Origin of the sequence: Streptomyces sp. B21-105 (genome assembly GCF_036898465.1) — a bacterium.
GTDB lineage: Bacteria > Actinomycetota > Actinomycetes > Streptomycetales > Streptomycetaceae > Streptomyces.
Window position 1 is genome coordinate 7,010,085 of sequence record NZ_JARUMJ010000001.1, and the last position, 20,541, is coordinate 7,030,625.

General features: G+C 71.1%; 20 protein-coding genes and 1 pseudogene. 14 read left to right on the forward strand and 7 right to left on the reverse strand.

The window, feature by feature from the left end:
- Nucleotides 1-75: 75 nt before the first annotated feature.
- Nucleotides 76-1,116, reverse strand: a complete 1,041-nt coding sequence (gene sepH, locus QA802_RS31485; protein ID WP_319168799.1) for a septation protein SepH — start codon at nucleotides 1,114-1,116, stop codon at nucleotides 76-78.
- A 750-nt stretch (nucleotides 1,117-1,866) separates the two neighbouring features.
- On the opposite strand from sepH, the pseudogene QA802_RS31490 reads away from it, so the two are divergent.
- Nucleotides 1,867-2,266 (forward strand): annotated as a pseudogene (locus QA802_RS31490) (RNA-guided endonuclease InsQ/TnpB family protein); the annotation flags it as partial.
- Between the two features lie 57 nt (nucleotides 2,267-2,323).
- Here QA802_RS31490 and QA802_RS31495 read toward each other — a convergent pair.
- Together QA802_RS31495 and QA802_RS31500 are read right to left on the reverse strand one after the other, a co-directional pair.
- Nucleotides 2,324-3,643, reverse strand: a complete 1,320-nt coding sequence (locus tag QA802_RS31495) for a D-arabinono-1,4-lactone oxidase (protein WP_334529740.1) — start codon at nucleotides 3,641-3,643, stop codon at nucleotides 2,324-2,326.
- Nucleotides 3,603-4,844: an MFS transporter gene (locus tag QA802_RS31500; RefSeq protein WP_334529741.1), complete on the reverse strand. Its 1,242-nt coding sequence runs from the start codon at nucleotides 4,842-4,844 to the stop codon at nucleotides 3,603-3,605. Before QA802_RS31500 ends, QA802_RS31495 begins: the two co-directional genes overlap by 41 nt.
- 232 nt (nucleotides 4,845-5,076) lie before the next feature.
- On the opposite strand from QA802_RS31500, the gene QA802_RS31505 reads away from it, so the two are divergent.
- Nucleotides 5,077-6,204 carry a ferrochelatase gene (locus QA802_RS31505; RefSeq protein ID WP_334529744.1) on the forward strand — a complete coding sequence of 376 codons (1,128 nt, stop codon included), beginning with the start codon at nucleotides 5,077-5,079 and terminating at the stop codon, nucleotides 6,202-6,204.
- 8 nt (nucleotides 6,205-6,212) lie between these two features.
- Nucleotides 6,213-7,028 carry an inositol monophosphatase family protein gene (locus tag QA802_RS31510; protein WP_334529747.1) on the forward strand — a complete coding sequence of 272 codons (816 nt, stop codon included), beginning with the start codon at nucleotides 6,213-6,215 and terminating at the stop codon, nucleotides 7,026-7,028.
- Nucleotides 7,029-7,118: 90 nt separating this feature from the next.
- On the opposite strand, the gene QA802_RS31515 is transcribed toward QA802_RS31510, so the two are convergent.
- The gene (locus tag QA802_RS31515; protein ID WP_173985551.1) at nucleotides 7,119-7,292 is read right to left on the reverse strand and encodes a hypothetical protein; all 174 of its coding nucleotides are present in this window, start codon (nucleotides 7,290-7,292) and stop codon (nucleotides 7,119-7,121) included.
- A 414-nt stretch (nucleotides 7,293-7,706) separates the two neighbouring features.
- Here QA802_RS31515 and QA802_RS31520 point away from each other — a divergent pair, with 414 nt between their 5' ends.
- The 4 genes from QA802_RS31520 (at nucleotide 7,707) to QA802_RS31535 (ending at nucleotide 11,288) form a co-directional block, all read left to right on the forward strand.
- Complete coding sequence (locus QA802_RS31520) at nucleotides 7,707-8,360, forward strand: response regulator transcription factor (protein ID WP_007387794.1); 654 nt, start codon at nucleotides 7,707-7,709, stop codon at nucleotides 8,358-8,360.
- A 6-nt stretch (nucleotides 8,361-8,366) separates the two neighbouring features.
- Nucleotides 8,367-9,608 carry a sensor histidine kinase gene (locus QA802_RS31525; protein ID WP_334529750.1) on the forward strand — a complete coding sequence of 414 codons (1,242 nt, stop codon included), beginning with the start codon at nucleotides 8,367-8,369 and terminating at the stop codon, nucleotides 9,606-9,608.
- Between the two features lie 395 nt (nucleotides 9,609-10,003).
- Entirely contained in the window at nucleotides 10,004-10,300 is a 297-nt protein-coding gene (locus QA802_RS31530) for a DUF4193 domain-containing protein (RefSeq protein WP_003993510.1), read from the forward strand.
- Nucleotides 10,301-10,313: 13 nt separating this feature from the next.
- Nucleotides 10,314-11,288, forward strand: coding sequence for a hypothetical protein (locus QA802_RS31535; RefSeq protein WP_334529753.1), 975 nt, complete (start codon nucleotides 10,314-10,316; stop codon nucleotides 11,286-11,288).
- 123 nt (nucleotides 11,289-11,411) lie between these two features.
- Here the strand turns inward: QA802_RS31535 and QA802_RS31540 are convergent, their stop codons facing one another.
- Nucleotides 11,412-11,882, reverse strand: coding sequence for a DUF3093 domain-containing protein (locus tag QA802_RS31540; RefSeq protein ID WP_334529756.1), 471 nt, complete (start codon nucleotides 11,880-11,882; stop codon nucleotides 11,412-11,414).
- A gap of 147 nt (nucleotides 11,883-12,029) precedes the next feature.
- Here QA802_RS31540 and QA802_RS31545 point away from each other — a divergent pair, with 147 nt between their 5' ends.
- The 6 genes from QA802_RS31545 to QA802_RS31570 all read left to right on the forward strand — a co-directional run bounded on the left by QA802_RS31545 (nucleotide 12,030) and on the right by QA802_RS31570 (nucleotide 16,467).
- Nucleotides 12,030-12,614 (forward strand): PaaI family thioesterase, encoded by a 585-nt coding sequence (locus QA802_RS31545; protein WP_334529759.1) that lies wholly within the window; start codon nucleotides 12,030-12,032, stop codon nucleotides 12,612-12,614.
- Nucleotides 12,611-13,162: a dUTP diphosphatase gene (dut, locus tag QA802_RS31550; RefSeq protein WP_334529762.1), complete on the forward strand. Its 552-nt coding sequence runs from the start codon at nucleotides 12,611-12,613 to the stop codon at nucleotides 13,160-13,162. The genes QA802_RS31545 and dut overlap by 4 nt, the downstream gene beginning before the upstream one ends.
- Before the next feature lies 1 nt (nucleotide 13,163).
- Complete coding sequence (locus QA802_RS31555; RefSeq protein WP_334529765.1) at nucleotides 13,164-13,928, forward strand: DUF3710 domain-containing protein; 765 nt, start codon at nucleotides 13,164-13,166, stop codon at nucleotides 13,926-13,928.
- A 556-nt stretch (nucleotides 13,929-14,484) separates the two neighbouring features.
- Nucleotides 14,485-15,195 carry a winged helix-turn-helix domain-containing protein gene (locus QA802_RS31560; RefSeq protein WP_334529768.1) on the forward strand — a complete coding sequence of 237 codons (711 nt, stop codon included), beginning with the start codon at nucleotides 14,485-14,487 and terminating at the stop codon, nucleotides 15,193-15,195.
- 78 nt (nucleotides 15,196-15,273) lie between these two features.
- Nucleotides 15,274-15,672: an OB-fold nucleic acid binding domain-containing protein gene (locus QA802_RS31565; RefSeq protein WP_306948879.1), complete on the forward strand. Its 399-nt coding sequence runs from the start codon at nucleotides 15,274-15,276 to the stop codon at nucleotides 15,670-15,672.
- Between the two features lie 3 nt (nucleotides 15,673-15,675).
- On the forward strand, nucleotides 15,676-16,467 hold the full coding sequence (locus QA802_RS31570; RefSeq protein WP_334529773.1) for a DUF3159 domain-containing protein: 792 nt from the start codon (nucleotides 15,676-15,678) through the stop codon (nucleotides 16,465-16,467).
- Between the two features lie 190 nt (nucleotides 16,468-16,657).
- Here the strand turns inward: QA802_RS31570 and QA802_RS31575 are convergent, their stop codons facing one another.
- Both QA802_RS31575 and QA802_RS31580 read right to left on the reverse strand, forming a co-directional pair.
- The gene (locus QA802_RS31575; RefSeq protein WP_319168812.1) at nucleotides 16,658-17,335 is read right to left on the reverse strand and encodes a potassium channel family protein; all 678 of its coding nucleotides are present in this window, start codon (nucleotides 17,333-17,335) and stop codon (nucleotides 16,658-16,660) included.
- Nucleotides 17,332-18,003, reverse strand: a complete 672-nt coding sequence (locus QA802_RS31580; protein ID WP_334529776.1) for a potassium channel family protein — start codon at nucleotides 18,001-18,003, stop codon at nucleotides 17,332-17,334. The genes QA802_RS31575 and QA802_RS31580 overlap by 4 nt, the downstream gene beginning before the upstream one ends.
- Before the next feature lie 429 nt (nucleotides 18,004-18,432).
- On the opposite strand from QA802_RS31580, the gene QA802_RS31585 reads away from it, so the two are divergent.
- Nucleotides 18,433-20,538 (forward strand): APC family permease, encoded by a 2,106-nt coding sequence (locus QA802_RS31585; RefSeq protein WP_334529779.1) that lies wholly within the window; start codon nucleotides 18,433-18,435, stop codon nucleotides 20,536-20,538.
- The last annotated feature ends 3 nt before the right edge of the window (nucleotides 20,539-20,541 follow it).

The following is a 20,541-nucleotide window of genomic DNA, read 5'->3' on the forward strand; positions in this document are numbered from 1 at the left end:
GGTGTGCAGACAGAGCCGTGTGCGCCGACGTCGGCGCACCGGCGGACGCCCTGAAGGGCCGGCCCGCGGACCCCGTCACTCCTGCTTCTTGCGCCGGGTGCCGAACACGATCTCGTCCCAGCTCGGCACCGCGGCCCGGCGGCCCGGACGGACGCCGTCCGCCTCGGCCTGGCGGTCGGTGGCGCCCACGAGACGGTCGCGGTGGCTGCCGACGGAACGCGGCATGAGGACGTCCGCGTAGGCGGAACCCGCCGAGGCGGCGGGCGCGGGCGGCTCCTCGACCTCGGGCTCCTGCTCGTCCGGCTCCTCCGTGACGGGATCCGCCGGGCGCTCCGGCACGACCATGTCGCCACGGAAGCTCGGCACCGCCTCCAACAGGCTGGTCAGCGAGTCGCGTTCACGCTCGCCGGTCTCCTCGGCCGGCTCGGACGGCGGGGCCGGCAGGCTGGGCCGCTCCCGGTCGAGGGCGCGGTCCAGCGGCCGGTCGCGCGGCAGCCGGGCGATGCGCGGGACGAACGGAAAGCTGGGCTCCGGAGCGGCCAGGTCGTCGGACTCGCCGATCAGCGAACGCGCTTCGTCGTCGACGGCCTGGACGAGCCGCCGGGGCGGGTCGTACGTCCAGCTCGCCGAATGCGGTTCGCCCGCGACCAGGTAGACGAGCAGGACCTCCCAGGTGCCGTCGTCGCGACGCCACGAGTCCCACTGGACGGTGTCCTTGTCGGCGCCGCGCAGCAGCAGCCGTTCCTGGACGGCCTCGCCGAGTTGGGGTCCGGCGTTCTCACCGGGCCGGCGGACCGGAGTCTTCCGGGCCCGCTCGGCCATGAAGGCGCGCTCGGCCAGCACGGGACCCTCGAAACGGCGCACACGGTCGACGGGGATGCCGGCCATCTGGGCGACTTCTTCCGCGGTGGCACCGGCACGTATCCGCGCCTGGATGTCGCGGGGGCGGAGATGGCTCTCCACCTCGATCTCGATCTGGCCGAGGCGGGGACGGTCGCCGCGTACGGCGGCGCGCAGACGCTCATCGATCGGAAGCGTGTACTCCGTGCTGTCCGCAGCCTTCAGCACCAGCCGTGTGCCGTCATTCGAGACGGCCACGACACGCAGTTCGGGCATGGGGACCTCCCGGGTGGTGCCTGCCGACGTCACGTGCGTCGCTGCTTCCGCTAGTCGAGTGTGGCCTGCCCGGGTGCAGCCTGCCACAACCTTGCCGAGTTGCCCGGCGTGTCGGGCACGGGTCCCGCGCCGCCGTTATGGCACGGTTACCTTTTCTCCACGCTGAGTCACCGAAGCCGTCACCCTGTGCGACCGGTCCCCCTTCAGGCGGTCCGGCGAGGCCCCGGGCATCCTGGCGGGAGACCGGGGCCAGGGCTCGCAACAGTACTCCATTTGGGCCACGTGCGTGGATTGGCGCGCCACCCGACTTCCGGCGCGAGGTGGGACTTGGCCCTTCGTGGCGCGCCTTTCGCGATCTTGAAAGTGGTGTACCTCACGCAATCGCCCGAATCGGAACTCCCGGTTTCGTCCGTACGTCCCCTTCTCGCGTATGTGGCTGATCTCGTGAGGAAAAGTCAGATGAGTTGCCGGTGCCCGTGAAAGGCCGGAAATCGTCGTCGCGCCCGGGCCGGAAGGCCGCGAACGCGAAGACGAACGCGAAGGCTGAGGCGTTGCGGCGGGCCGGGCTCGTCGGCGATGTCCGCTACCGGGATTCACTCGCAGTGCATCGGGCTTCAGGATTCTGCTGAGACCTCAGCAGAATCCTGAAGCCCGATGGTGAAGCGAATCCGGTGGTCGCGACGCGAAGCGTCGCGGTGACCTTCCGGCGGAGCCGGACAGAGAGGCACTGGCCGCCGGTAGCCGGTGACAGCGGTCGCGGTGGAGGACCCGGCGGTCAAAGGACTGGCGCGCACGAGGCCGGCCAAGAGCGTGCACGACGCGGGCTGGTCACAGTTCGTGACCATGCTCGCGTACAAGGCCGAACGGTACGGCCGCACCTTCATCAAGATCGACCGGTCCGAGCCGACCGGCCAGGTCTGCTCCGCCTGCGGCCATCGTGACGGTCCCAAACCCCTCGACGTGCGCGAGTGGACCTGCCCCGCCTGCGGGACCTTGCACGACCGCGACGTGAACGCCGCGCAGAACGTGAAACAGGCCGCCGGACTGGCGGTGACAGCCTGCGGAGCGCGGGTAAGACGCGGGACTCGTCCCGGCACAGCGCGAAGAAACAGGAAGCCACGGAATCCCTACAGGAAACTGTGCCGCGTAGCGGCACGGCACCCCGTCGGGACGGCCGGAATCCTCGGGCTTCAGCCCGAGGAGCATGTCAAGCCCCCAGGATCCGGCGCACGTAGTCGTTCTGGAACCGGCGGTCGGGATCGAGCCGGTCCCGCAGCGCCGTGAACTCGCCGAAGCGCGGGTAGACGGAGGCGAAGTACTCGGCGTCCCGTGTGTGGATCTTGCCCCAGTGCGGTCGGCCCTCGTACGCGGTGAAGATGCGCTCGGCGGCGGTGAAGTACGCCGAGTAGGGCGTGCCCTTGACCATGTGCACGGCGATGTACGCGCTGTCGCGTCCCGATGCGGTGGACAGGGTGATGTCGTCCGCCGGCGCGGTGCGCACCTCCACGGGGAAACTGACCCGCAGACCGGAGCGGTCGACCATCGCCTTCAGCTCACGCAGCGCCTCGGTGACCGCCTCGCGGGGGAGTGCGTACTCCATCTCCAGGAACCGCACCCGGCGCGGGGACGTGTAGACCTTGTAGGGGATGTCCGTGTAGGTGCGCGCGGACAGGGCCTTGCTGGAGATCTTCGCGATGGCCGGGACCGTGGCGGGCGCCGCCCGCCCGACCCACTGGGCGACCTGGAAGACACCGTTGGAGAGGAGCTCGTCCTCGACGAAGCCGGCGAACCGGCTCACCGGCTCGCGGGGCCCGGCGCTGCGGTTGTTGCGCTTGGTGTTGGTGCTGCCCGTGTGCGGGAACCAGTAGAACTCGAAGTGCTCGTTCTCGGCCCACAGTTCGTCGAAGTCGGCGAGGACCCTGTCGAAGGGCATCGGCTCCTCGCGCGCGGTGAGCAGGAAGATCGGCTCCACGGCGAAGGTGATCGCCGTGACGATGCCGAGGGCGCCCAGCCCGATCCGCGCCGCCGCGAAGACGTCGGGGTTCTCCTTCTCGGAGCAGGTGAGCACCGAGCCGTCGGCCGTCACCAGTTCGAGGCCCTTGATCTGGGCGGCGATGGAGGCCGACTCGCGGCCCGTGCCGTGGGTGCCGGTGCTGGTGGCGCCCGACACCGTCTGCTCCATGATGTCGCCCATGTTGGTGAGCGACAGGCCCTCCCGCGCGAGAGCCATGTTGAGCCTCTTGAGCGGCGTGCCGGCCTCGACCGTGACGGTCATGTTCTCCCGGTCGACGCCGCGGATGCCGGTCAACAGTTGAGGGCGGATCAACACGCCGTCGGTCGCGGCGATCGCAGTGAAGGAGTGGCCGGAGCCGACCGCCTTCACCCTCAGCCCGTCCTCGGCGGCCCGGCGCACCGCGGCGGCCAGTTCATCGACGGAGGCGGGCGTGACCTCCCGCGCGGGACGTGCGACGACGTTGCCGCCCCAGTTACGCCAGACGGCGTTCTTCCCGCTCGCTGTGCTGCTCAACGGTGCCTCCACGACCCGGCGCCGGCCTGCTCAGCCGGCGGTACCCGAGGAAACCGACCGCGACCGCGACGGCCCCGGACACCGCCGGAACCCCGTACCCGGCCCGCGCCCCGGCCGCGTCGATGACCCAGCCGGCGACGGAGGAGCCGATCGCGACGCCGATCGCGAGCCCGGTGCTGATCCAGGTCATGCCCTCGGTCGATCGCGCGCGTGGTACGTGCTCTTCGATGAGGGACATGGTGGTGATCATCGTGGGAGCGATGGCCAGACCCGCTACGAACAGCGCCACGGCCAGAAACGGCAAGTTTCCGACCAGTAGGAGGGGGATCATACTCACGGCCATCATGAACACGCCCAACAGCCAGCGCCGCTCCGCCGGACCCTTCGGGCGCAGCAGTCCGAACACGAGCCCCGCCAGGCAGGAACCCGTCGCGTAGAGCGCCAGGACGACGCTGGCGGCCGCCTGGTGACCCTGCTCGTCGGCGAACGCGACGGTGACCACGTCGACCGCTCCGAAGATCGCGCCGGTCGCCACGAACGTGGCCACCAGAACCCGCAGTCCCGGTGAGCGCAGCGCCGAGCCCGTGCCCTGCTGCTCGTCGCGCGGGTGCGGCGCCGGCTCGGTGGCCCGCTGGGCGGTCAGCCAGAAGACCCCGACGGCGAGGAAGCAGGCCGCGAGCAGCGGTCCGGCCTCCGGGAACCAGGCCGTGGACAGACCGATGGAGATGATCGGCCCGAAGATGAAGCACACCTCGTCGACCACGGACTCGAAGGAGTACGCGGTGTGCAGCTGGGGAGTGCCCCGGTACAGGGAGGCCCAGCGGGCCCGGATCATCGCGCCGAGACTGGGCACCGTGCCGACGCCGGCGGCGCACACGAACAGCACCCAGTCGGGCCACTCGAAGCGCGCGGCCGCCAGCAGTCCGGTCGCGGCGCCGAGGGCGACCAGGGTCGCGGGGCGCAGCACCCTGCGCTGACCGTGGCGGTCCACCAGGCGCGAGATCCGCGGTCCGAAGACCGCGGCCGCCAGCGCGATGGTCGCCGACAGCGCGCCCGCGAGCCCGTAGCGCCCCGTGAGCTGCGAGACCATCGTGACCACGCCGATGCCCATCATCGACAGCGGCATCCGGCCCACGAACCCGGCGGCGGAGAAGCTCCTGGAGCCGGGGGCGGCGAACAGGGCGCGGTACGGGCTGGGCACGAGGGTCTCCGGGAGGTCCGGTCACGCGCGTGTGCGAGGCCGGCGCGGCGTGAGGGAGGCGGCCCGGCAGGGACTCGGCGGACGTGCGGGTCCCGGCGGAACCGGTAAGGCGTGAAGCAGCTCATACAGCTGACGAACTTAGGCAACCCTAATGCATCCCGGCGGACGGCCGTGCTCCCGTCCGGCACCCCGCCCTGCCGCGGCTGTCGGAGGCGGGTGGCAGGATCGACCCATGCGAGACGCGCGAGACGCCACCCCCTACGACGCCCTGCTCCTGCTCTCCTTCGGCGGCCCCGAAGGACCGGACGACGTGGTTCCGTTCCTGGAGAACGTGACGCGCGGGCGCGGCATCCCCAAGGAACGCCTCAAGGAGGTCGGGCAGCACTACTTCCTGTTCGGCGGGGTCAGCCCCATCAACGACCAGAACCGCGCCCTCCTGGACGCCCTGCGCAAGGACTTCGCCGAGCACGGCCTGGACCTGCCGGTCTACTGGGGCAACCGCAACTGGGCCCCGTACCTCACGGACACCCTGCGCAAGATGGTCGCCGACGGCCGCCGGCGCGTTCTCGTCCTCGCCACCAGCGCCTACGCCTCGTACTCCGGCTGCCGTCAGTACCGCGAGAACCTGGCCGACGCGCTGGCCACCCTGGAGGCCGAGGGCCTGGAGCCGCCCCGGGTCGACAAGCTGCGCCACTACTTCAACCACCCCGGTTTCGTGGAGCCCATGATCGACGGCGTTCTGCGGTCGCTGGCCGACCTCCCCGAGGACGTCCGGGACGGCGCGCACCTCGCCTTCTCGACCCACTCGATCCCGATCGCCGCCGCCGACTCCTCCGGCCCGGCCGACGAGCACGGCGACGGCGGCGCGTACGTGAAGCAGCACCTGGACACCGCCCGGCTCGTCGCGGACGCCGTCCGTGAGCGGACCGGCGTGGACCATCCCTGGCAGCTCGTCTACCAGTCCCGCTCCGGCGCCCCGCACGTCCCCTGGCTGGAGCCCGACATCTGCGACCACCTCGAGGAACGGCACGCGGCCGGCGTCCCGGCGGTAGTGATGGCCCCGATCGGCTTCGTCTCCGACCACATGGAGGTCCTCTACGACCTCGACACGGAGGCCACGGCCAAGGCGCGGGAGCTCGGCCTGCCGGTGCGCCGCTCGGCCACCGTGGGCGCCGACCCGCGCTTCGCCGCCGCGATCCGCGAGCTCGTCCTGGAACGCGCCGCGGCCCAGAGCGGCCTCGAGGTCACCCGGTGCGCCCTGGGCGCGCTGCGGGCGAGCCACGACCTGTGCCCGGTCGGCTGCTGCCCCGCCCGCGCCCCCAAGCCCGCCGCCGCGGGCGCCGACAGCCCCTACGCGTGAGGAACGGCGTGACCGACCCCCTGCACACGGAACTGCTCCGACTCGCCGAGGAGGCCGCCCGCCGCGCCGGTGAGCTGCTGCGCGACGGACGTCCGGCCGACCTCACGGTCGCCGCCACCAAGTCGAGCCCGATCGACGTCGTCACCGAGATGGACATCGCGGCCGAGAAACTGATCACCTCGCTGATCGCCGAACACCGCCCCGACGACGGCCTCCTCGGCGAGGAGGGCGCCTCCCACGCGGGCAGCAGCGGCGTCCGCTGGGTGATCGACCCTCTCGACGGCACCGTGAACTACCTGTACGGCCTCCCCACCTGGGCCGTCTCCATCGCGGCCGAGCAGGACGGCGAGACCGTCGTCGGGGTCGTCGCGACACCCCTGCGCGGCGAGACGTACCGCGCGGTGCGCGGCGGCGGGGCCTGGGCGACCGATGCCCGCGGGCACGAGCGGGCCCTGTCCTGCCGACAGGCGGCGCCCCTGGACCAGGCGCTGGTCTCCACCGGCTTCAACTACGTCACCGACGTCCGCACCCACCAGGCCGCCGTCGCGCAGCGGCTGATCCCGCTGCTGCGCGACATCCGCCGCGGCGGATCGGCGGCCGTGGACCTGTGCGACGTGGCCGCCGGCCGCCTCGACGGCTACTTCGAACGCGGCCTGCACCCCTGGGACCTGGCGGCGGGCGACCTGATCGCCCGGGAGGCGGGCGCGCTGACCGGTGGACGGCCAGGAGAGCGACCAGGACGCGATCTGACGATCGCGGCCACCCCCGGCGTCTTCGAGCCCCTGCAGCGCCTGCTGGAGGACTTCGGCGCCTGGCACGACTGAGCCGTCGCACGAGCAGGACGAACACGAGCAGGACGAGGGGGCCCCGGCGCTGGATTCGCCGGGGCCCCCTCGTCGTGCCGCGAACTGGCTTCAGACGCTTGTCGCGCCGACCTCCACACCGTGGTCGGCGGCGAGGCGGCGCAGGTCGTCGAGCTCGCCCTGCTCCACCTCGGCGAGGAACTCGTCGCCCTCGTCGCGAGCCCGCGTCAGGTCGGACTCGGTCGCCCTTATGCGCTGCAGAAGTCCTGCGGTGAATGCGTCCATGCTGCGCCCCCTCGTCCTGGGTCGTGGGTCGTTGGCACGGGGGTGTGCCGGTTGGGAAGGGGCGATCACGTCTCTCACAGGTGCCCGGCGCAGCCCCGCCGGGCGGCGACGGTGCCGGACACCCACGCCCACTCTGCGGAAGCGGAACGCGCAGTGCCGCATGGTGCTACGGCACATGCAGAGCGTGATCGCGGGGTGTAAAGCCGTCCTCCCCCCGCGCTCTTCCACGGAAACCTCGACCCGACGAGAAAATCTCGCATTCCCGGGCCTCACACCCGCTCTTCATCTGGCGCCCACCGCCTTACCGCCGACTTATGGCCGAAAAGGGCAGGATGGAAGCCCACACCCGCCGGAACCCCTGCCCGCGTGCGCTCGAGTGGCGCTACGCGGGTGGACACAGGAAGGACAAGCGACGTGCGCGTACTCGTCGTCGAGGACGAGCAGCTGCTCGCCGATGCGGTGGCCACCGGACTGCGCCGGGAGGCCATGGCCGTCGACGTCGTGTACGACGGTGCGGCCGCCCTCGAGCGCATCGGCGTCAACGACTACGACGTGGTCGTCCTCGACCGGGACCTCCCCCTCGTGCACGGCGACGACGTCTGCCGCAGGATCGTCGAACTCGGCATGCCCACGCGCGTGCTGATGCTCACGGCCTCCGGCGACGTCAGCGACCGCGTCGAGGGACTGGAGATCGGCGCCGACGACTATCTGCCCAAGCCCTTCGCCTTCAGCGAGCTGATCGCGCGCGTGCGCGCCCTCGGCCGGCGCACCAGCGTGCCGCTGCCGCCCGTCCTGGAGCGGGCCGGCATCAAGCTCGACCCCAACCGCCGCGAGGTCTTCCGCGACGGCAAGGAGGTCCAGCTCGCGCCCAAGGAGTTCGCCGTCCTCGAGGTGCTGATGCGCAGCGAGGGGGCGGTGGTGTCCGCGGAGCAGCTCCTCGAAAAGGCCTGGGACGAGAACACCGACCCGTTCACCAACGTCGTACGCGTGACCGTCATGACGCTGCGCCGCAAGCTGGGCGAACCTCCGGTGATCGTCACCGTTCCCGGTTCCGGCTACCGGATCTGATCCGCCATGGCAACGACCCCCACGCCCGTGCAGGCGCCCCCCAAGCCCACCTGGGACCCCAGGAGCCCGCAGACCCCCTTCCCGTGGCTGCGGCCGACCATTCGCATACGCCTCACCCTGCTGTACGGCGGGATGTTCCTGATCGCCGGCATCGTGCTGCTGTCGATCATCTACCTGCTGGCCGCGCAGGCCCTCCACGAGGGCGGCGGCGGCCAGTCCCTCCAGGTGCGCGGGGTCAGTCTGGACGTCACCAGCGCGTCCTGTCCCGCGGTGAACAGCGCGCCCGAGGCAGAGATCAACGCGGTGCTCAAGCAGTGCGACGCCATCCAGCGGCAGCAGGCTCTGGACGACCTCCTCAGCCGCTCCCTGCTGGCCCTCCTCGGCCTCGCCGTCATCGCCTTCGCCTTCGGCTACGCCATGGCCGGACGCGTCCTGTCCCCGCTGGGCCGGATCACGCGCACCGCGCGCGCGGTGGCGGGCTCCGACCTGTCCCGCCGGATCGAGCTGGACGGACCGGACGACGAACTGAAGGAGCTTGCCGACACCTTCGACGACATGCTGGAGCGTCTGCAGCGCGCGTTCACCGCCCAGCAGCGTTTCGTGGGCAACGCCTCGCACGAGCTGCGCACACCGCTCGCGATCAACCGCACCCTGCTGGAGGTGCACCTCTCCGACCCGGGCGCGCCGCCGGAGCTGCAGCAGCTGGGCAAGACGCTGCTGGCCACCAACGAGCGCAGCGAGCAACTGGTCGAGGGGCTGCTGCTGCTCGCCCGCAGCGACAACCAGATCGTCGAGCGCAAGCCGGTCGACCTGGCCGAGGTGGCCGAGCAGGCCATCGATCAGGTGCACGGGGAGGCGGCGGCGAAGGGCGTGCTGATCCGCGGGGAGCAGAAGCCCGCGGTCGTCCAGGGCAACGGCGTCCTGCTGGAGCGGATCGCCCTGAACCTCGTCCAGAACGCGGTTCGGTACAACGTTCCCGAGGGCGGGTGGGTCGAGGTGACCACCGAGATCCAGCACGGCCAGGCGGTGCTCGTGGTGTCGAACACCGGGCCGGTCGTGCCGGCGTATGAGATCGACAATCTGTTCGAGCCTTTCCGCCGGTTGCGCACCGAGCGGACGGGTAGCGACAAGGGGGTCGGGCTGGGTCTTTCCATCGTGCGGTCCGTGGCCCGGGCGCACGGCGGTCACATCGCGGCTCAGCCGCGCGAGGGAGGAGGGCTTGTGATGCGGGTCACTTTGCCCGTCTGAGATCATGACCCGACACTCGCGGGCTTGTTCGCTTTGCGCGGAATTTTCCTGGGCCTTCCGGGGCTTACCCGTGTGTGATCGATCACAGGGGCGAATATCCGGCCATCTACTCTCCGTGATCATGAATGCCATCATAACGCCCGGAAAATCCGGGTTTTCGGGGGTGCTGATCACGGGAAGTACACGGTGAGACGCCTTTGAAGTGCGGCATTCGGACCGTGTACGGTCCCGATCGCCATCCCAGCCGATCACTCATGAGGAGTTCGGTTGGGTGTCGATTGAGTAACAGACCTTGATGTGAGGCAAAATCTCCGCCTCGAGGCGGGCACAAGTCCGGCCTCTCACGCGTTACGTGCGCTGGAGACACCGCAGACACCCAGAGGGGGAGAGGCGACATGGCCACCGATTACGACACCCCACGCAAGACAGATGACGACGTCGATTCAGACAGCCTTGAGGAGCTGAAGGCACGGCGGAACGACAAGTCCGCCTCGGCGGTCGACGTCGACGAGTTCGAGGCGGCGGAGGGCCTTGAGCTGCCCGGCGCAGACCTCTCGAACGAGGAGTTGGCCGTCCGGGTGCTGCCGAAGCAGCAGGACGAGTTCACCTGCATGAGCTGCTTCCTGGTGCACCACCGCAGCCAGCTGGCCCGCGAGAAGAACGGCCAGCCGATCTGCCGCGACTGCGACTGAGGGCGGGTCGGCCGTGACTGGCTCGACCCCTCCTCGGAAGCGCCGCTTCCCCTTGCGGGGATCGGACAAGGGGCCCGCGCAGGGCCCTCACGGCGTGCGTGACGACGAGCGAGGCTCATCCGGTTCGGGAGCGGTCCCGACAGGATCGGCCTCGCTCGAACGTGCGACTGGCCGGGCTGACCTCCCGGCGCCGGCACGGAACACCGCCCCCGTCGCCAAGCGACGGGCGGCGGTCATCCGGGACAAGGCCACCGGTCTGGCCCGGGAGGGCCTCCACAAGAGCGGAAGCCACGCCAGGGCGGGCCTGGCGCATCTGGCCGACCGGATCATCGACATCGCCCCGCGGGTCCCCGTACGGGACCTCCGGACGCTTCGCGCACATTTCCCCGGTCTCGGGCCCGAGCAGCTCGCGGACAAGCTCGTGACGGGCGCGGCGAACGCCACGTCCACAGTGGGGGCGGCCATCGGCGCCGCGGCGATGCTGCCGGTGCCGCCGGCGATGCCGACCGAACTGGCCGCGGAGATCACCGGGGTCGCCGCGATCGAACTGAAGCTGATCGCCGAACTCCACGAGGTCTACGGCCTGCGGCCGCCGGGCGGTCTCAAGGACCGCAGCACCGCCTATCTGCGCTCGTGGTCGGGTGAACGCGGAATCGACGTCAGGAAACCGTCCTCGGTCAACTCCGCCCTCGGCGGCCAGATGAAGCGCGAGCTCCGTCAGCAGATCATGAAGCGCATGGTCCGCAGCCTGCCGAACCTGATGCCCTTCATGGTGGGCGCCGCGGTCGGCGCGCTCATGAACCGGCGGGACACCAGAAGGGTGGCCGCAAGGATCCGGGCCGACCTGCGGAAGGCGCAGGTGCCGTGGGACGGGCTGGCGGAACTGCCGGCGCTCGAGGAGCCCGCGGAGCCGCTGCCGATGGGGGAGATCACCCACAACCCGCTGAACCCCGAGGACCCCGACCACCCCGGCGAACCCGGACGCTGAGCCTGCAGACGCCTGCTGACGCCTGCCCAGGCCGGTGGAGCCCGTTGGGGCCGGGGTGGAGCCCGGTGGGGCCAGGCGGGGCCGGTGGAGCCCGGTGGGCTCCGTCAGGACCGCCGCGTGAGGCTACGCCTGCGCCGCGGCCTCGCGCGCCGACTCGATGGCTCGCGCCAGCCGCTCCGGTTCCCGGGTCGACAGGTACAGGTACGGCGTCGGGTCCTGCGGGTCGGTGACCTCCACCTTCAGCGCGGTGGGGATGTAGGAGCGCAGCAGCAGGAACGCCCTGGTGTCGGCCTTGTGCGTGCGCCAGGCGCGCGCCTCCTCCGCGTCCAGGACCTCCGCGTCGCCCAGCGCCGTGACCGGGATCTTCGCCTCGCCCGCGATCAGGGAGTCGCCCACCACGCGGATGCGCGGGGACCCGTAGGAGCTGGCCACGACGGCCGCGGCCGCGGTGCCGCCGACCAGACCGCCGAGCAGCGGCAGGGTGCCGAAGGGCAGCAGGATCAGAGCCATGGAGACGCCCACGAGGAACGAGACGAGCCACCACGAGCGGGGGGCGGTGAGGCGTTCTTCGTACGGGGCGGCGGAGAGCTGCATGGAGCCAAGCTTGGCACGGTCCCCGGTGCAGGCCGGGCACAGGGGGGCCGCGTACAGCCCTGCCGGGCACGCTGCCGGGCAAGGGGCCGGGCAAGGGGCCGGGCACGGTGGCGGCGGGCGTCGGGTGGGCGGGTAAGGTCTGCGGCTGTGAGTGGTACTTCCGCAGCTCTCGAGCCTCCGGCCGGGGCCCAGAAACCCGTCCGGCACCCCGACGCTCCCGCGCCCGGCGAACTGCTCGGCGCCCACTACGAACACTGTTTCGGATGCGGCGACGGGCAGGCCCATGGTCTGCATCTGCAGGCGCGGGCCGGCGAGGGCGTGACCGTCACCGCCGAGTTCACCGTGCAGCCGGCCCACCAGGGCGCGCCGGGTCTGGCGCACGGGGGGATTCTGGCGTCCGCGCTGGACGAGACGCTCGGCTCGCTGAACTGGCTGCTGCGGACGATCGCCGTGACCGGACGGCTGGAGACCGACTTCGTCCGGCCCGTGCCCGTCGGCACCGCGCTGCACCTGGAGGCGGAGGTCACCGCCGTCGCCCGGCGCAAGATCTACTCGACCGCGACCGGTCGGATCGGCGGCCCCGACGGGCCCGTCGCGGTCCGGGCCGACGCCCTCTTCATCGAGGTCGCCGTCGAACACTTCGTGGATCACGGCCGCGCGGAGGAGATCCAGGCCGCCATGAGCGACCCGGACCAGGTCCGGCGCGCCCGCGCCTTCGAGGTGAACCCGTGAGCCGCGGTCCCCTGGACGTCCTGATCCGGCGCGTCGACCCGGACGTACCGCTTCCGGCGTACGAGCACCCCGGTGACGCGGGAGCCGATCTGCGCACGACGGAGAGCCGCGAACTGGCGCCGGGGGAGCGGGCCGTGCTGCCCACGGGGGTCCGTGTCGCCCTGCCGGAGGGGTACGCGGCCTTCGTGCATCCCCGGTCGGGGCTGGCCGCCCGGTGCGGCGTCGCTCTCGTGAATGCCCCGGGGACGGTTGATGCCGGGTACCGTGGGGAGATCAAGGTGATCGTGGTGAATCTCGACCCGCGCGAGTCGGTGCGGTTCGAGCGCTTCGACCGGATTGCCCAACTGGTCGTCCAGCAGGTCGAGAGGGTCCGCTTCCAGGAGGTCGCGGAGCTTCCCGGGTCGGCGCGGGCCGCAGGGGGCTTCGGGTCCACCGGCGGCCATGCCGCCGTGGGCGGCGCGAGCGGTACAAGCGGTCAGGCCGCCGACGGCGGCGCGACGGGTGGGAATCGATACGCTTCGGTCGTATCCGACCGGGAAGGACAGTGACGTGTTCGGACGTCGCAACAAGAAGGGTGCCGCCGAGGACGCGGCCGGCGAGGCCGAGCAGGTCGTCGACAGTGTCGACGCTGAGGCGGACGACGCGGAGGGTGCGCGCGAGCGCGTGCGGCTCGAGCCCGAGCCGCGGCCCGACGGGCCCTGGGACGACTCGGAGGTGCGCGACCCCGCCGAGGGGCGCGTGGACCTCGGCGGGCTCTTCGTGCCCGGGGTCGACGGCATGGAGCTGCGGGTCGAGGTCGCCGGCGACGCGATCGTCGCGGCGACGGTCGTGCTGCGCGACAGCGCCATCCAGCTGCAGGCCTTCGCCGCTCCCAAGCGCGAGGGCATCTGGGGCGAGGTGCGCGAGGAGATCGGCTCCGGCATCACCCAGCAGGGTGGCATCGTCGACGAGGTCGAAGGACCGCTGGGCTGGGAGCTGCGGGCCCAGGTGCCGGTGCAGCTGCCGGATGGCACGGGCGGCTTCCATGTCGTGCGCTTCGTCGGCGTGGACGGTCCCCGCTGGTTCCTGCGCGGGGTGATCTCGGGTCAGGGCGCGGTGCAGCCGCAGGCGGCGGGTCTGCTCGAGCAGATCTTCCGGGACACGGTCGTGGTGCGCGGCGAGGGCCCGATGGCGCCTCGCGACCCGATCGTCCTGAAGCTGCCGAACGACGCTCAGATGGTGCCCGAGGGCGTGCAGCAGCAGGACGAGAGCTCCCGCTTCTCCGGCGGCATGGGCCAGCTGCAGCGCGGACCGGAGATCACCGAGGTCCGGTAGGCGGGCGACGGGCCCCCGACGGCTGACAGGGCCGCATCCCCCACGGGTGCGGCCCTTCGTCGTGCCCGCCTGCGGGTGCCGTCCCGCTCTCCTCGCCGCGCGCGTTCTCGCGAGGCGGGCCCGAGCCGCCCCCGCCGTCCTCGCCCACCCCGAGGTCGCCGTCTCGGGCGCCCGGCCGGGCTTCGTCGTCACGGACCACACCGGCAGCAACGCGCCCCGCAGACCGGCTGGGCCGGCCACGCGCTGCCCTGCACCATCGCCTGGGCATCGCGATGAGCGACACCGGGGCGCCGGCGCGCTGACCCTGCGGAACCGCCCGGCCGCCGCCGACGACCTCCTCGTCGCGCGGGAGACGCCGGCCCGCGGGGGAATCCCGCGTGAACCGATCCGGGGGCTCGTCCGATGAAAGGGCGAGGGGTGTCGACGGTCGCCGCCGTCGCGTCAGAGCTTCGGCGCCGCCCCTCATCCATCGGATCATCCCATTTGTCGAGACCGTTGGCCGTAAGGTCGACGCTGCGCCCCGAGCGGCAACCCGTGCGAACCGAAAGGCGGCCTCATGCCGAGCCAGGCCGGAGGGTCACCCCAGGCATCCACGAGGGTGCTCGTCGTCGACGAGCCGCAGATCGTGGCCGCCCTCGTGAGCAACCTCGAGGCCCACGGCTACGAGGTCGACGCGACCCACGACGGTGCCACCGCCCTCCGGCTCGCCGACGCCCATCACCCCGACGTGGTCGTCCTCGGCCCCGGGTTGCCGGACCTCGCCGGCGTGGCGGTGGTCGAGCGGCTCCGCGACCGGACCAGGGCGCCGATCCTGGTGCTGCCCGCCCGGCAGTCCTCCGACGAGACGGCCGAGGCACCCGACGCGGGCGCCGACGACCACGTCACCGAGCCCTACGGCACGGACGGGCTGCTGGCGAGGCTGCGTGCCGCCGTGCGCCGGGCCGAACCCGCCGCGGGCGAGGACGAGACCCTGGTGGAGACCGACGGGTTCACCGTCGACCTGGTCGCCAAGAAGGTCGACCGGGCCGGGAAGGACGTCCGGCTGACCCCCACGGAGTGGCATCTGCTGGAGGTGCTGGTGCGCAACGCCGGTCGTCTGGTCGGCCAGAAGCAGTTGCTGCAGGAGGTGTGGGGGCCGTCCTACGGGACGGAGACCAACTATCTGCGGGTGTACATGGCGCAGCTCAGACGCAAGCTCGAGGCGGATCCCTCGCACCCCCGGCACTTCCACACGGAACCCGGGGCGGGTTACCGGTTCGAGCGCTGAACCCGGGACGGGGCCGACGGTTCGAGCGGGTACGGCGGTGGCTACGGGTCGGAGGGAGCGCCCCGGTACGCTTCCTACATGAGTGCTGTCCCTCGTTCCGAAAAGCCGGTGGGCCGGTTCCGGCGCATGCTCGACCGGCTCTCCTCGTCGCAGGAGGACCTGGAGTCCGAGGAGCTGCGCGAGGACACCGAGACGGCCGGCTGCACGCGGATAGGCGACTGCCAGGACCGACAGATCGTCACGGTTACTGGTACCTTGCGCACGGTCACCCTGCGGCCGCGCGCCGGAGTCCCGGCACTCGAGGCCGAGCTGTTCGACGGCAGCGCCGCGCTGGACGTGGTGTGGCTGGGCAGGCGCTCCATAGTGGGCATCGAGCCGGGACGCAGGCTCATCGCATCGGGCCGGGTCTCCATGAGCCGGGGCCGCCGGGTGCTGTTCAACCCCAAGTACGAACTGAGACCCCTGGGTAGGGAGTAGCCGGTGACGTCGCTCGACAAGCCGACCGAAGACACGACCGTGGAGCAGCCGACCGCGGAGGACACCGCCGCGGCCGACGCTCGGGCGGTGACGGAGGCCGCGCTGTTCGAGGCGTTCGGCGGGATCCGCGGCATGGTCGAGACGGTGGTGCCCGGCCTGGTCTTCGTCACGATCTTCACGATCAACAAGGACCTGCACATGTCCGCGATCGCCGCGCTCGCGGTGTCGCTGGTCCTGGTCGTGGTCCGCCTGGCGATGAAGGACACGGTCAAGCACGCCTTCAGCGGGGTCTTCGGCGTCGCCTTCGGCGTCGTCTTCGCGATGATGACCGGCAACGCCAAGGCCTTCTACCTGCCCGGCATGCTCTACACGCTGGGTCTGGCGCTCGCGTACATCATCACGACGCTGTGCGGGGTGCCGCTGATCGGTCTGATCCTCGGCCCGGTCTTCAAGGAGAACCTCTCCTGGCGTACCCGCAACCCCGGGCGCAAGACGGCCTACGCCAAGGCCAGCTGGGCCTGGGGTCTGATCCTGCTCGCCAAGTGCGCGATCCTCTTCCCGCTGTACTGGTGGGCCGACACCACCCAGCTCGGCTGGGTGCTGGTGGCACTGAAGATCCCGCCGTTCCTGCTGGCCGTCTGGCTGACCTGGGTGTTCCTCGCGAAGGCGCCCGCGCCGATCGACGTGTTCGCGGAGATGGAGGCGGAGGAGAAGGCCGCGGCCGCTGCCGCGGAGGCGTCGGAGTCGGCGGAGTCGGCGGCGGAGGTCGGCGGGCGGCACCGTGGGGAGGGGTAGTTCCCGTGTCGGGGTGACCGCCCCCGGGGGCCTGCGCCCCCGGACCCCCGCTTCGGCCCTGAACGGGCCTCGTCCTCAAACGCCGGACGGGCCGAAGGATGCCGACCGGCGCTGAAAGAGGCGACGCAAACTGCATGGGGGGGCCCGGAGTCTTCCCGGGCGCCCCCCATCGTCGTCACCCTTTGGCGGCTCAGCCGCCGGTGTCGTCCTTCCGGACCGACAGCAGGTCCTCGAGCTGTTCCTCTCTCGCCTGGGCGGCGACGAAGAGCAGTTCGTCGCCCGCCTCGAGGGAGTCCTCCCGGGTCGGGGTGAGGACCCGGGTGCCGCGGATGATGGTGACCAGCGAGGTGTCCTCCGGCCATTCCACGTCGCCGACCTGGGTCCCGGCCAGGGCCGACTCCTCCGGAAGCGTCAGTTCGACGAGGTTGGCGTCACCGTGGCTGAAGCGCAGCAGGCGCACCAGGTCGCCCACGCTCACCGCCTCCTCGACCAGCGCCGACATCAGGCGAGGGGTGGACACGGCCACGTCCACGCCCCAGGACTCGTTGAAGAGCCACTCGTTCTTCGGGTTGTTGACCCGGGCCACGACGCGCGGGACGCCGTACTCCGTCTTGGCCAGCAGCGAGACGACCAGGTTGACCTTGTCGTCACCGGTCGCGGCGATGACGACGTTGCAGCGCTGCAGGGCCGCCTCGTCCAGTGAGGTGATCTCGCAGGCGTCGGCCAGCAGCCACTCCGCCTGGGGGACGCGCTCGACCGAGATGGCGGTCGGCGCCTTGTCGACGAGGAGGACCTCGTGACCGTTCTCCAGCAGTTCGCCGGCGATCGAGCGGCCGACGGCACCGGCTCCGGCAATGGCGACCCTCATCGGTGACCGTCCTCCTTCGGGCCTTCGGCGAACGCCGCCTCGACCTTGCCGACCTCGTCGGTACGCAGCATCACGTGCACCAGGTCGCCCTCCTGGAGGACCGTCTGCGAGCTGGGCAGCATGGCCTCGCCGAGCCGGGTCAGGAACGCCACGCGGACACCCGTCTCCTCCTGCATCGTGCTGATCTTGTGGCCGACCCAGGACGCGGCGGCGTGCACCTCGGCCAGCTGGACGCCCCCGGTGGGGTCGCGCCACAGCGGCTCGGCGCCCGACGGCAGCAGCCTGCGCAGCATCTGGTCGGCCGTCCAGCGGACGGTGGCGACGGTGGGGATGCCCAGGCGCTGGTAGACCTCCGCGCGGCGCGGGTCGTAGATGCGGGCCGCGACGTTCTCGATGCCGAACATCTCACGGGCCACCCGGGCGGCGATGATGTTCGAGTTGTCGCCGCTGGAGACGGCCGCGAACGCGCCTGCCTCCTCGATGCCGGCCTCACGCAGGGTGTCCTGGTCGAAACCGACCCCGGTGACTCGACGGCCGCCGAAACCGGAGCCCAGTCGTCGGAAGGCGGTGGGGTCCTGATCGATCACGGCGACCGTGTGCCCCTGATGCTCCAGGGTCTGCGCGAGAGCGGAGCCCACTCTGCCGCAGCCCATGATGACGATGTGCACGACCGTCCTTCCGAGGGTCAAGAAGTAAAGAAGTCCATAAATTTCTGGCTTGGCTGGGAACAGCGTCTCAGACCGCCGCCCAAGCTACACAGGCGCGGTCGCCGCAGGGCACCCCCGTGCACCGTTGCGCCCCTTTGGGCAGAGCGGGATCAGCGTCGGCTGATGCTCCACAGACTCAGGAAGGTGAGAACTCCCAGGCCTACCAAGGCTCCTACGGCGCCGATGAGCTCCGCGGTCGTGTGCATGGACCCTCCGAAGGACGGCAGTGGGCACGAAATTGTCATATAGACATGGCGACCGCCGCGGCCGTGCAACCCGCAGCCGCAGACCGGCCGAATTCACCCGGGAGGCAGACGCGCCACGCCGTCACCCGGCTGAGCCCGGGGGAGGGTGGGCGGTCCCGTGTTCGAAGGCCTACGATCCTCTGTTGTGTCCAAACTGACCGACGTGCCCAAACGGATTCTGATCGGGCGCGCACTGCGCAGTGATCGGCTCGGAGAAACGCTCCTGCCGAAGCGCATCGCTCTGCCCGTCTTCGCTTCCGACCCGCTGTCCTCCGTGGCCTACGCGCCTGGGGAGGTACTGCTGGTCCTGTCCATCGCGGGCGTGTCGGCCTACCACTTCAGCCCGTGGATCGCCCTCGCCGTCGTCGTGCTGATGTTCACGGTGGTCGCCTCCTACCGGCAGAACGTCCACGCCTACCCGAGCGGCGGTGGCGACTACGAGGTGGCCACCACCAACCTCGGCCCCAAGGCGGGCCTGACCGTGGCGAGCGCGCTGCTCGTCGACTACGTCCTCACGGTGGCCGTCTCCATCGCCTCCGGCATCGAGAACCTCGGCTCGGCGATCCCGTTCGTCGTCGAACACAAGGTGGCCTGCGCGGTCGCCGTGATCGTCCTGCTGACGCTGATGAACCTGCGCGGCGTCAAGGAGTCCGGCAAGCTCTTCGCCATCCCGACCTACGTCTTCGTCGCGGGCGTCTTCATCATGATCGCCTGGGGAGCCTTCCGCGGGGTGGTGCTCGGCGACTCCATGCGGGCGCCGACCGCCGAGTACACGATCAAGGCCGAGCACCAGGGCCTGGCCGGTTTCGCCCTGGTCTTCCTGCTGCTGCGCGCCTTCTCCTCCGGCTGTGCGGCGCTCACCGGCGTGGAGGCGATCTCCAACGGCGTCCCCGCCTTTCGCAAGCCCAAGTCGAAGAACGCGGCGAGCACGCTCGCGGCGATGGGCCTGCTGGCCGTCACCATGTTCTGCGGGATCATCGTCCTCGCGCTGGTGACCGACGTCCGGATGGCCGAGAACCCGGCTGCCGACCTGCTGCACAACGGCGTCGCCGTCGGCTCCGGGTATGTCCAGAACCCGGTGATCACCCAGGTCGCCGAGGCGGTCTTCGGCAAGGGCAGCTTCCTGTTCGTCGTGCTCGCCGCGGCCACCGCCCTGGTGCTGTTCCTGGCGGCGAACACCGCCTACAACGGCTTCCCGGTGCTCGGCTCGATCCTCGCCCAGGACCGCTACCTGCCCCGCCAGCTGCACACCCGAGGCGACCGCCTCGCCTTCTCCAACGGCATCGTGCTGCTCGCCGGCGCGGCCACCCTGCTGGTCGTCATCTACGGCGCCGACTCCACCCGGCTGATCCAGCTGTACATCGTCGGCGTGTTCGTGTCCTTCACGCTCAGCCAGACCGGCATGGTCCGGCACTGGAACCGCCTCCTGGCCACCGAGACCGACCAGGGCAAGCGCCGTCACATGGTCCGCTCGCGGGCGATCAACACCTTCGGCGCCTTCTTCACCGGCCTGGTCCTGGTCGTCGTCCTCGGCACCAAGTTCACACACGGAGCCTGGGTCGCCCTGCTGGGCATGGTGATCTTCTACGGGACGATGACCGCGATCCGCCGCCACTACGACCGCGTCGCCGCCGAGATCGCCGCCCCCGAGGGTCCCAGCGACGACAGCGTCCGGCCCTCGCGCGTCCACTCGGTGCTGCTCATCTCCAAGATCCACCGGCCGACGCTGCGTGCCCTCGCCTACGCCAAGCTGATGCGCTCCGACACCCTGGAGGCGCTGACCGTCAACGTGGACCCGGCCGAGACGAAGACGCTGCGCGACGAGTGGGAACGGCGCGGGATCGACGTACCGCTGAAGGTCCTGGACTCGCCCTACCGCGAGGTCACCCGGCCGGTCATCGAGTACGTCAAGAGTCTGCGCAGGGAGTCGCCGCGCGATGCCGTGTCGGTGATCATCCCCGAGTACGTGGTCGGACACTGGTACGAGCACCTGCTGCACAACCAGAGCGCGCTGCGGCTGAAGGGCCGGCTGCTGTTCACGCCGGGCGTCATGGTCACGTCCATCCCCTACCAGCTGCAGTCCTCCGAGGCGGCGAAGCAGCGGGCACGCAGGCGTTCGGAGTGGAACGCTCCCGGTTCGGTGCGGCGCGGTCCCCTCCAGGAGGGGCGGCCGAAGGAGCCGGACGCTCCGCGCACCCGGCCGGCCTCCGGCAACGCCGAGAGCGACCCGGGTCCGGACGCGAAGAACTGACCC